This window comes from Sporichthyaceae bacterium (assembly GCA_036493475.1).
Lineage (GTDB): Bacteria > Actinomycetota > Actinomycetes > Sporichthyales > Sporichthyaceae > DASQPJ01.
Map to the genome: position 1 here is coordinate 17,072 of DASXPS010000215.1, position 10,621 is coordinate 27,692.

Genomic DNA, 10,621 nt, shown 5'->3' on the forward strand with positions numbered 1-10,621 from the left:
CGGGCCACCGGCCGGGTCACGGCCACCACCGGGCCACCGCGTCGGTCAGGTCCGCTACCAGCCGCACCAACAGCGCCGCCCCCTCGTCGGCGTCCGCGCCGGCCGGATCACCCAGCACGCCGGACGGGCTGACCGCGCGCACCCCGCCGGCCCGTAGCTCGGGCAACATCGCGGCCAACGGCCGCACGTCGCCGGCCACCGCCAGCTCCAGCTGCACCCGCGCCGGGTCCAGCGCCAGCGCGAGACCGGTTTCCACCCGGCCCGCGTGTACGTCACCGGACCACGTGGGCGCGAACGCGCGCACGTCCCGACCCTCGCTGCGCAGCCGGGTCACCGCGCGGGTCAGCGGCTCGGCGTTGCCGCCGTGTCCGGACACGAACAGCACCCGAGCAAAAGTGTCCGTGGCCGAGCGGGCCAGCTCCAGCAGCACCAACTCCAGCGCCTCCTGCCCGATCGACAACGTGCCGGGGAACCCGGCGTGCTCCCCGCTGGACCCGTACGGCAGCGCCGGGGCGACGAGCACGTCCTCGCGGCGCTGCGCCAAGCCCCGGCACAGCGCGACCGCCACGTCGGTGTCCACCGACAACGGCAAATGCGGGCCGTGCTGTTCGGTCGCACCCAACGGCACTACGAGCAGCGCTTCGGGTCGTCGCCCGACCTGAGGCCACGTCAGATCGGCCAACGTCGGGGTCATGTCACCGACAGCCCGGCCAACGGGTTCACGTCGCAGGCTCGGTCGGGAAGCGACGTGTGCGGCTTGCCGGCCACGCTGAGCGGCAGCAGTTTGCGCGAGTGGTCCACCGGGGAGCGCGGCGCGGACACGGCGCCGGCCAGCGCGTACTCCCCATGCCCCTGTACGCATTCCGGGTCGGGTCCGTCCAGGGGCAGCCCGGTGAAGAACTTCGCCGCCATGCAGCCGCCGCGACAGGCGTCGTAAGCAGAGCAGGACGAGCACGCGCCGCCGGTCTGCGGCTTGCGCAGGTCGGCGAACAGGTCACTGGTGCGCCACAGGTGCGCGAAGCCACCGGGTGCAGTGAGGTTGCCGGCCAGGAACTCCGGGTGAATGGCGAACGGGCAGGCGTAGACGTCGCCGAGCGGGTCGATCAGGCAGACCACCCGGCCCGCGCCGCACAGGTTCAGCCCCGGCAATGCGGCGCCATAGGCGGCCAGGTGGAAGAACGAGTCGCCGGTGAGCACACCCTCGCCGTGCGCGACCAGCCAGTCGTAGAGCTCGCGCTGCTGCCCGGGCAGCAGCCGCAGCTCGTGCCAGACATCGGCACCGCGACCGGAGGGCCGCAGCCGGGTCAGCCGCAATTGCGCGTCGAAAGAGTCGGCCAGCGCCTTGTATTCATCGATCTGGTCGACGTTGTGACGGGTCATCACCACAGAGATCTTGAACCCGCGCATGCCCGCGTCGTACAGGTTCTGCATGGCGCGCATCGCGGTTGCGTGCGAGCCGGGGCCGCGGATGGCGTCGTTGATCTCGGCGGTCACACCGTCCAGGGAGATCTGCACGTCGACGTAGCTGTTGGCGGCCAACCGGCGGGCCACGGCGGGCGTGATGCGCACCCCGTTGGTGGAGAACTTCACCCCGACGTGATGCGCGGTGGCGTAGTCCAGCAGCTCGAAGAAGTCCGGGCGCACCGTCGGCTCGCCGCCGCCGATGTTGACATAGAAGACCTGCATGCCCTCCAGTTCGTCGATCACCGCCTTGCACTGTTCGGTGCTCAACTCCCGCGGGTCACGCCGCCCCGAGCTGGACAGGCAGTGCACGCACGCCAGGTTGCAGGCGTAGGTGAGCTCCCAGGTCAGGCAGATCGGGGCGTCGAGGCCGAGCGCGAACTCATCGACGAGGGGGGCGACCATCGGTTAGTAGACGCCGCACATGCCGTCAATGGAGACCTCTTCCACGAGCACATCCTCGGTGACGACCTCGTCGGGATTCACGGGGTTCATGGGGCTCCTTCAGGTGGGGTTCTGGCACTGCGTGCCGAATTTCTGGCACACTATCGGCACGCAGTGCCGTAATTCAAGGGTGAAGCTGGTGCGCATGGACGAGACGCCGCGCCGCGGCAGACCGCCGGGCACCAGCGGGCGCGAACTGGAAGAGGCCGCGCTTCGGCTGTTCACCGAGCTCGGCTACCACGAGACCACCGTGGAGGACATCGCCGCGGCGGCCGGGGTCTCGCGGCGCACGTTCTTTCGATACTTCGACTCCAAGGCCGCGGTGTTGTGGGGGGACTTCGACGCCGAGGTCACCGAATTGCGTGCAGCCTTCGCCGAGATCGCGCCGGACGCCCCGTTGATGGCGGCCATCCGGCAGGTGGTGGTGGGGGTGAATCACTACCGGGCAGCGGATGTGCCGGAGCTGCGGCTGCGGATGCACCTGATCGCGACCCACCCGGAGTTGGCCGCGGAGGCGCTGCGGCACTACGACGCGTGGGAACGCGAGGTGGCCGCTTTTGCCGCCGCGCGGCTTGGGGTCGCGGCGGATGAGCTGTACCCCTTGGCCATTGCACGCACGACCTTGGCGGCGGCGCGGGCGGCCTTCGATCGGTGGGCGACGTTGGGGGACGCGGACCTGCCGGTCTATCTGGACGCGGCGCTCGCCGCGCTCGGCGCCGGATTCGCCAACGTCGGTTGCTCAGCGTAGGAGGACGGGGAGCGTTTCCACGCCGCGCAGCGTGATGCGGTGCATCCAGACCGGTTCCGCAGTGGCGGGCTGCATGCGCGGGAAGCGCCGGAGCAGCGCGGGCAGGGCGGCCCGGACCTCCAGTCGCGCCAGGGCGTTGCCCAGGCAGTAGTGGGCGCCGCCGCCGAGGCCGACGTGCTCGTTGGCGCCGCGGCGGGCAACATCGATGACGTCGGCCGTGGGTCCCCACTTACGGGGGTCGCGGTTGGCCGAGCCCAGCGCCAGGGTCAGCAGGCTGCCCGCCGGGATGGTGATGCCATCGAGCTGGAGCGACTCCGGGTTGACCCGCCGGGTGAACTGGGCGGGGCCGTCGTAGCGGAACATTTCCTCAACGGCGTTGGCGTCGAGGCCGGGGTCGGCCCGCAGCACGTCCATCTGCTCGGGAAAGCGGAAGAGGTTGGTCAGCCCGTTGCCGATCAGGTTGGCGGTCGTCTCGTGGCCGGCGATGTAGAGGATCATCACATTGGACTGGATCTCTTCGGTGGTCAGCCGATCGCCCGCCTCCTCGGCCTCGATCAGGGCAGTCAGGATGTCGTCACCGGGGTCCTTGCGTTTGTCCGCGACGACCTGCCCCACGTAGGCGAACATGGCCTGCCCGGCGGCGGTGGCCGCCTCGTCCTCCGCCACCGCGAGCGCCGGATCGAGTGCTCTGGCCAGGGTGTGGGACCAGGCCCGCAGCTGCCCGTGGTCGGCGGCGGGCATGCCGAGCATCTCTGAGATCATCTGGACGGGAAGCGGGAGCGCGAACTCGCTCATCACGTCGATCTTCCCCTTGTCGGCCGCCTCGGCCAGGAGTTGCTCGACGAGGTAATCCGCCCGGTCCTTCCAGCGGCCCAGGGACCGCGGTGTGAAGACCTTGGACACCAGACGGCGCAGCCGCAGGTGGTCCTCGCCGTCGCGGCGGGACATGGCCTTGTCCAGGCACCTGCGCTGGGCGGCCGCCGACGGCTGACCGGTCAGGGTGGCCGCGGGGTCCAGGGTGCCGACGGACCCGAGCAACGATCGGTCCCGGCTGAGGGCGTGCACCTCCTCATACCGGGTCACCACCCAGGAGTTGATCGCATCGGACCAGTGCACCGCGGCCTGCTCCCGCAGTGCCGTCAGCTGGGAGTGCGGATCATCGAAAAAGCCGTCGGCTCCGGGATCCAACTGCCGTGGGTGCGCGACGCCGACGGTGACCGGCCGCGGCGGGGCCGGCGGCTGGGGCCGTGGCGGCGGAAGCATCGGCAATCTGTAGGTGGTCCGCCGCAGGCGGGTGGCGAACTGACGGAGCAGAGCGACGGCCACCGGCGGGACCTCGAGGAGTGCCGCGACGAAGCCCTCGCCGTCTAGCTCTTCCAGCACCATGTCGGTGGTGGCAGTGACCGTCGCGGTGCGGGGCTGCCCGTCGAGCAGGGCCAACTCGCCGATGGTCTCCCCCGCCGCGATTGTGCCGAGGTAGAGGCCTCGCCAGGTGGCGTCGGCCTGGCCCTCCACGACGATCCACCACCGATCGGCCACCTCGTCCTCGGCGCAGACGACCTCGCCTTCGCGGACCTGGCGTACGCCGGTCACGGCCCGGCTCAGCACCGCCAGATCATCGTCGGTGCAGCCCTCGAAGAGCTCGAGTCCGCTTAGCTTTCCTGCCGTCGTCGCCATTGGTGCCCCCTTGTGAAGAGGTCAATCCGAGGGTTGGTCGCTCTCGCAGCAGATCATCTGCGAGTGTGCCAGGGCACCCAGGGCGACCGCCACGGCCGGCAGATCCGCCTCGTCCACCCCCGCCCGCGCGCAGGCCGCGCGCGCGCTCGGCGCATCCGCGAGCGCCTGCACGACCTCGAGCAACTGAGGGGTCTTCAGGAACGACAGCTTGCGGGTGTCGAAGCTGTACAGCAGCGCACCGAACCGCTCCGGACGCACCGACACCCGCGGGTGCAGCCGCCAGCAGGCGTCCAGGTCGAACGACACGGCGCCATTCTCCCCGATGGCTCAGCGCCGACGGCGCCGCGCCCAGCAGCCGACGCCGCCCAGCGCCACCAGGCCGGGAATCCCCGCCATGGACACCGCGCCGAGCAGACGCCGGCGGGATTCGGTGAGCTGCAGGCGACGCAGATCGGGACGATCGCCGCCGACCACGACGAGGTCCTCCTGACCGGCCAGCCAGTTCAACGCGTTGATGAACATGCGGCGGTTGTCCTGTTCGGTGATCAGCGCGTTGCAGGCCCAGTCGGCGTCGGCAACCACCACCAGGCGGGTGCGCGCAATGCTCGGACCGTTGCCGGACACCCGGGTCTCGCCGGTGCTGTGCACCGTTGAGTCGTCGGCGGTGGCGGCGAGCACCACCGGGCCCGCCCGGTCACCGCGCTCCGGTTCGAACTTCATCGCGGTCGAGTCGGTCTCCAACCACGACTTCGCGCTGGACACGGCAAGTTGCGCGACCGACAGGCCGGTGCGCTCCGAGGCCGCCGTGGTGATCCCCCCGGAGCCGACCATCTGCACCCCGGACACCTTGGCGACCACCGGCGAGACCGTCGGGAAGCCGTTCACCAACAGCGTGGTCGGGTCGCCGGCTACGCCGCGGTCCGGGTCCACCACCACGCCGGGCAGCAGGCGCAGCCCGTAGGGGGCGGTGATCGCGGAGACATCCGGGCCGCCGGGGTCGTCCAGAATCATCATCTTGCCGTCGGCGGCCAGGTAGTTGTTGATCAGGGTGATCTCACGCTTGGCCAGGCCGCCGGTCGGGCCGGGCATCAGCAGCGTGGTGCATTCGGAGGGGACCGACTTCGCCACGGTCAGGTCCAGTCGCATCGCGGCGATGCCGTTGTCCTTCATCGCCTGACGGGCCAACTCGTAGCCACCCGCCGCGCCGTCATCGAGTTCGCGTTCGCCGTGCCCGGCCAGCGCGCACACCTCCGACGGCGCGCCGCGGGCCAGTCGGGTGATCGCGCTGGTGACCGCCTCCTCGGTCAGCGGGGAGAACACCTCGCGGCCACCGCCGGCCTCGACCACCACGTCGCCGTCGTCGGTCGCACCCAGCCGCTCGGCCTCACCGGGGGTGTTCCGGATGTCGATGACCCGCCAGGAGATCTGCCCGTTGTGTTGATTGAACTGACGCAGCAGCACTTTCGCGTCGCGGGCCTCGGCCGAACCACCCGGCTCGAACACGGTGATCCGGACCGGCACCGCCACCGCCTTCAGCACCTCGCCGGAGGCATGGGACAGCGTGAACCGATCGGTCGAGGTGAGGTCGACCCGCGCGTCGGCGGGCACCGGGATCAGGTTCACCCCGAGCGCGACGGCCAACGCCACCGTGGGACCGACCAACGCGCGCAGTCGGTCAGTCAACCGCAACCGGCCGACCTGGGCGGCAATCGCGAGAATCAGGCAGACCGCCGTGGTGGACAGGAAGTACACGACGTCGGTCAGCTCGGGTGCGCCGCGGTAGAAGTCGTCCAGATGCGGTTGGAAGGACAACCCGTGCAGCGAACCGGCGCTACCCGCCAACTGCGCGGCGACCAGCACCGCGAAGGAGGCCAACCCGGCGGCGACCGCGGTGGGGGTGAGCGTGCTGGCCAACGTGCCCACCGCGCAGAACAGCGCGATCACGCACACCGCGCCCGCATACCCGGACAGCATCGGCGGGTAGTCCGGCGCCCCCCAGCGGGCCAGGAACCCGATATACGCCACGGTCGGCAGCATCAGCACCACGAAGAACCCGACCGTGGCCAACCACTTGCCGAGGATCAGACCGCTGGGTGACACCCCACGGCCGAGGATCACGTCGAGGTGGCGGGAGCGCCATTCGTCGGCGATCAGTCGGCTGGTCATCACCGGCACGGTCACCAACAACACGAACGCCAGGTTGGGCAGCCACCACCGCAGGCTCGCCTCCCGGGTGCCGTCGGACGCCAGGTAGAACAGCACGCCGGTGAGCAGCAGGAAGGCGGCGGCCACGCCGTAGGGCCACGGGGTGAACAGGTAGGAGCGAAATTCCCGGCGGGCCACCCGCAGTGCGCCGGGGAACGGTTGACTGGCCTTCTGACGGATCGTCACTGCGGATCGCCGGTGACCGAGGCCAAAAACGCCGCTTCCAGATCATCCGGGGCCGGACCGAGCTCGCGGAGTTGCCAGCCCCGCTCGGCGGCCACCGCGGCAGCGATCAGCGGCGCGACGTCCGCGGAGTTCACCGTGCAGCGGTTCTCCTCGACACTGTGCACGCCGGGGATCGCGATGAGCACCGCGTGCAGTTGCGCGGCATCGGCACCGTCCACCACCACGCGCAGTCGCAGCGCGCCACCCTTCACCGCACGGTCCAGGGTGATCCGACCGGCATCGAGCACGACCACGCGTTCACACACCGCGGCTACCTCGGCGAGCAGGTGACTGGAGAAGATCACCGCGGACTCGCTTGCCAGTTCGGCAACCAATGCGCGGAACGACACCTTCTGCCGTGGGTCGAGGCCCTCCGAGGGCTCGTCGAGCAGCAACACGTCGGGGTGGTGCACGATCGCCCCGGCCAGGGCCACCCGCTGCCGTTGGCCGCGGGACAGCCGCCCGGCCAACCGCTCGGCCAGGTTCGCGGCGTGGGTGCGGGTCAGCGCTTCTCGGGCGGCGTCGCGGCGGGCCCGGCGGGGGACGCCGGACAACCCGGCCAGGAAGGTGACATAGCCCAGCGCGGTCTCGTCGCCGTACAGCGGCGGGTCCTCGGGCAGGTAACCGATCCGCCGCCGGGTCGCCGGGTCGGCGGCCGGGTCCCGGCCGTCCAGCGATACAGTGCCGGACTGGCCGGGCAGGATCCCGGCGAGGCGCCGCAGCAGGGTGGTCTTGCCCGCCCCGTTGGGCCCCAACAGGCCGAGCACCTCGCCGCGGGCCACGGAAAGATCGACGCCCGTGACCGCGGGCCGCGGCCCAAACCGGATCGTCAGGTCATGGGCCTGCAGCAGTGCCCCGTCCACAGCTTCGACGCTAGGCTCGCTCACCCGCGGATACCTAGGTAAGTGCTACGGAATCGCATACTGACCCGATCCAGCTCAGACCAGCTCGGCGAGACGGTCCGCCAACTCGCCCCGAGAGTTGATGCCGACCTTGGCGTAGACGCTGGCCAGGTGGGTTTCGACGGTGCGCCGGCTGATGCACAACTGGGCGGCGATTTCCGCGGCGGACAGCCGACGCGCGGCCAGCCGAGCCACTTCCAGCTCCCGCGAGGTGATCGCCCGAGCACCCATCGTGGCCTCGGCGGCCCGCCGTCCGGCCCGGCCCAGGCCTTTGAGTCGGGCCAGCGCGCGGTCCCGCCGCCAGGTGGCGCCCATGCTGTCGTAGCGTTCCGCGGCCCGGGTCAGTCGCGCCACCGACAGCGCGGGGTCCCGACCCTCCCGGGCCAACCCGAGGGCCAGTTCAGCGCGGGCGATCAGCGCCGGGTAGGGCAGCCCGCCCAGGGCTTGCGCGGCGGCCTCGGCCGCATCGGCGGCGGCGCTGGGCCGGTCGGCGGTCAGCGCGGACCAGGCCCGCGCGGTGGCGGCGACGCCGGTGAACAATGGCCGGTCGATCGCGGTGGCGATTGCCTCCAGACGCGAGGCCGACTCGCGCGCGGCGTCGGAGTCCCCCTGCTCGTGGGCCAATTCCGCGGCGTCGGCGAGCACGAACGCCCCGAACACCGGTGCGCCCAACGAGATCAGCTCGGTCGCCGCGCGCTGCAGCATCACTGCCGCCTGGGTCAGTCGTCCGTCCCGCCAGGCGACCACGCCCTCCGCGTGCCGGGCGATCCCGCTGGCCATGAACCAGACCCCGTCGCCGTAGATCTGCCGGGTGCTGTCCAGCGCCGCGTGTGCCTCGGCGAGCTCCCCCACCTCCGCGCCGGACAGCGCGAGGCAGGTCAAGCCCAGCCCACGGCGCAGGCCGATGCGGTTGGCGTTGAGCATCACCACCTCACGCGCACACTGCAGTGAGCCGCGGAAGTCCCCGCTCAGCCAGCGAACCAACGACTCCAGTTCGAGCACGTTGGATTCCCGCCAGCCCGCCTGGGCCTTCGCCGCCTCGAACGCCGCGTACGCCTCGGGCAGCCTTCCCTCGAAACCGAGCGACCACCCCAGCGACATCAGGCCCCAGGTGACCCGGTAGGGCTTCGCGTGCTCCCGCGCCGCCTCGACGCTGTAGCGCAACACCTCGTCGGCCTCGGCGAACTGCCCCTGGTAGAACGCGGTGGTGCCGCGTACCCCCGCGGCCCACAGCGAGGCCTCGGCGTCGCCCGCGGCCTGCGCCTCGGCCAGCATGCGACCGGCACCGTCGTGCAGCGCGGGGATGTCCCCGGCCAGGCCGCGGGCGTAGGCCAGTTCCAACGCGGCGAGCCGGGCCTGGGTGGTCTGCCCGGCCAGCTGGTGCAGCGTCACCGCCTCTTCCGCGGCGGCGGCCGCCGCGGCGACCTCACCGGTTCCCCAGGACAGGAAGCTGGTCAGCCGGGACTTCACCGCGGCGCGACGGGCGATGTCGGGGCTGCCCGCCAGCACCGAATCGATCTCTCGCAGGGCGGCCACCGCACGACCGGCGTCGGCATCGGCGCGGTGGTCGATGACCCAGTCGGCCTCGCGGAACAACGCGTCCGCGACGAGCTCCCACCGCTTGTCCTGCGAGGGCACCAGGTCCACCAGGATGCTCAGGATGCCCAGGCCCTCCTGATAAGCGCCGCGCTGCTCGGCCTGGCGCAGCGCCTCCAGCAGCACCGCGATGGCCTCGTCGTCCCCGCTCTCGCCGGAGCGCGCGAAGTGGCCGGCGGCCTCGCCGAGTCGACCGGTGACCAACAGTTGACGGGCCACCCGGCGGTGCGCCGCGAACCGACGCGCGCCGCCGATCTGTTCATAGATCGTCTCCTGGACCAGTGGGTGGCTGATCTCGTAGGCCGGGACGTGCCCGCGTTGCACCTCGGTGATCAGCCGCGAACGGACCAAGCAGTCCAGCACCAGCGCGAGGGAGTCCAACGAGGTATCGGAGAACCGCATCAGGTCGGCCAACTCCACCGGACCGCCGGCCACCGCGAGGATCTCCAACAGCTCGCGGGCATCGCGATCGAGGTGCTCGACGCGCAGTCGCACCCGCGCGGTCAACTCTTCGGGCACCTGACGCAGCCCCGGCGCGCGCGGGTCGACGCCCTCGTCGCGCGCGGCGCGCAGCAGACCGCCGGCGTAGAGCGGGTTGCCCCGGGAGCGGTCCCACAGCCAGTCCAGGAACTGCTTGTTGACCGAGCCCCCCATCACGTCCTCGGCCAGTTCGGCCAACGCGGGGTCGTCCAACGGGCCGATCTCCAGGCGGGTCAGCGCCCCGAGATCCTCCAGATCGAGCACGGTGCGCAGGGCCGTGGTCGCCTCGGCCAGTTCACCCGGCCGCGCCGTGATCAGTACCAGGATCGGCGCCTCGCTGAACTGCTCGGCCAGATAGGGCAACACGTCCCAGGAGGACGGGTCGGCCAGGTGCATGTCGTTGAACACCACGCACAGCACGTTGGTGGCGGCCAGGTTGGCCAACAATCCACCGAGGCTGCCCAACAGCCGGGGACGCGGCGGTTCGACCTCCGGGGCTCGCCCGCGCAGCGCGGCCACGCTGCGCAGCAGCGCCGCCAGGTCGTCGACGTAGCCGTCGCACAGTGCGGAGATCTCGTCGCGATCGAAGGACCGCAGGTGTCGCTCCAGAACGTCGGCCCACAACCCGAACGACGCGGTGGCACCCAACCGGCGGGCCCTGGCCTCCAGATGGGTCACCGGACCGGACAGTCGCGCGACGGCCTCCTCGGCCAGCCGCGTCTTGCCCACCCCCGGTTCGCCGATCAGCAGTGCAACGCGGAAGGCGCCGGCAGAAGCCCGGCGCCATTCCTCGTGGAGGTCAGCCAGTTCGCGGGAACGCCCGACGAATCTCTGTGCCTCGATAATCGACTCCTCCCACGGCCCTCATGATCGCGGCCGCCAA

General features: G+C 71.2%; 9 protein-coding genes. 1 reads left to right on the plus strand and 8 read right to left on the minus strand.

The genetic code is table 11. The features are described 5' to 3' along the window. Positions 1-16: 16 nt before the first annotated feature. From mftE to mftA, 3 genes are read right to left on the minus strand one after another with little or no spacing between them, the layout of a single operon-like run. Positions 17-694 carry a mycofactocin biosynthesis peptidyl-dipeptidase MftE gene (gene mftE, locus VGJ14_20620; protein HEY2834832.1) on the minus strand — a complete coding sequence of 226 codons (678 nt, stop codon included), beginning with the start codon at positions 692-694 and terminating at the stop codon, positions 17-19. Continuing rightward, entirely contained in the window at positions 691-1,866 is a 1,176-nt protein-coding gene (gene mftC / locus VGJ14_20625; protein HEY2834833.1) for a mycofactocin radical SAM maturase, read from the minus strand. Before mftC ends, mftE begins: the two co-directional genes overlap by 4 nt. Before the next feature lie 3 nt (positions 1,867-1,869). Beyond that, positions 1,870-1,956: a mycofactocin precursor MftA gene (gene mftA / locus VGJ14_20630; GenBank protein ID HEY2834834.1), complete on the minus strand. Its 87-nt coding sequence runs from the start codon at positions 1,954-1,956 to the stop codon at positions 1,870-1,872. 94 nt (positions 1,957-2,050) lie between these two features. Here mftA and mftR point away from each other — a divergent pair, with 94 nt between their 5' ends. After that, positions 2,051-2,653, plus strand: coding sequence for a mycofactocin system transcriptional regulator (gene mftR / locus VGJ14_20635; GenBank protein ID HEY2834835.1), 603 nt, complete (start codon positions 2,051-2,053; stop codon positions 2,651-2,653). On the opposite strand, the gene VGJ14_20640 is transcribed toward mftR, so the two are convergent. The 5 genes from VGJ14_20640 to VGJ14_20660 are packed head-to-tail and all read right to left on the minus strand — an operon-like array spanning position 2,645 to position 10,584. Beyond that, positions 2,645-4,330 carry a cytochrome P450 gene (locus VGJ14_20640; GenBank protein HEY2834836.1) on the minus strand — a complete coding sequence of 562 codons (1,686 nt, stop codon included), beginning with the start codon at positions 4,328-4,330 and terminating at the stop codon, positions 2,645-2,647. The two genes, mftR and VGJ14_20640, sit on opposite strands and share 9 nt — an antisense overlap. A 21-nt stretch (positions 4,331-4,351) precedes the next feature. Then, on the minus strand, positions 4,352-4,636 hold the full coding sequence (gene mftB, locus VGJ14_20645) for a mycofactocin biosynthesis chaperone MftB (protein HEY2834837.1): 285 nt from the start codon (positions 4,634-4,636) through the stop codon (positions 4,352-4,354). A 21-nt stretch (positions 4,637-4,657) separates the two neighbouring features. Next, the gene (locus VGJ14_20650) at positions 4,658-6,721 is read right to left on the minus strand and encodes a DUF4350 domain-containing protein (protein ID HEY2834838.1); all 2,064 of its coding nucleotides are present in this window, start codon (positions 6,719-6,721) and stop codon (positions 4,658-4,660) included. Continuing rightward, positions 6,718-7,647 carry an ABC transporter ATP-binding protein gene (locus VGJ14_20655; GenBank protein HEY2834839.1) on the minus strand — a complete coding sequence of 310 codons (930 nt, stop codon included), beginning with the start codon at positions 7,645-7,647 and terminating at the stop codon, positions 6,718-6,720. Before VGJ14_20655 ends, VGJ14_20650 begins: the two co-directional genes overlap by 4 nt. Before the next feature lie 51 nt (positions 7,648-7,698). Next, positions 7,699-10,584, minus strand: coding sequence for an AAA family ATPase (locus VGJ14_20660; GenBank protein HEY2834840.1), 2,886 nt, complete (start codon positions 10,582-10,584; stop codon positions 7,699-7,701). Between the last annotated feature and the right edge of the window lie 37 nt (positions 10,585-10,621).

Coding starts and splice junctions, on each gene's coding strand:
- mftE (HEY2834832.1), bottom strand. CDS start 694: ATGACCCCGACGTTGGCCGATCTGACGTGGCCTCAGGTCGGGCGACGA.
- mftC (HEY2834833.1), bottom strand. CDS start 1,866: ATGGTCGCCCCCCTCGTCGATGAGTTCGCGCTCGGCCTCGACGCCCCG.
- mftA (HEY2834834.1), bottom strand. CDS start 1,956: ATGAACCCCGTGAATCCCGACGAGGTCGTCACCGAGGATGTGCTCGTG.
- mftR (HEY2834835.1), top strand. CDS start 2,051: ATGGACGAGACGCCGCGCCGCGGCAGACCGCCGGGCACCAGCGGGCGC.
- VGJ14_20640 (HEY2834836.1), bottom strand. CDS start 4,330: ATGGCGACGACGGCAGGAAAGCTAAGCGGACTCGAGCTCTTCGAGGGC.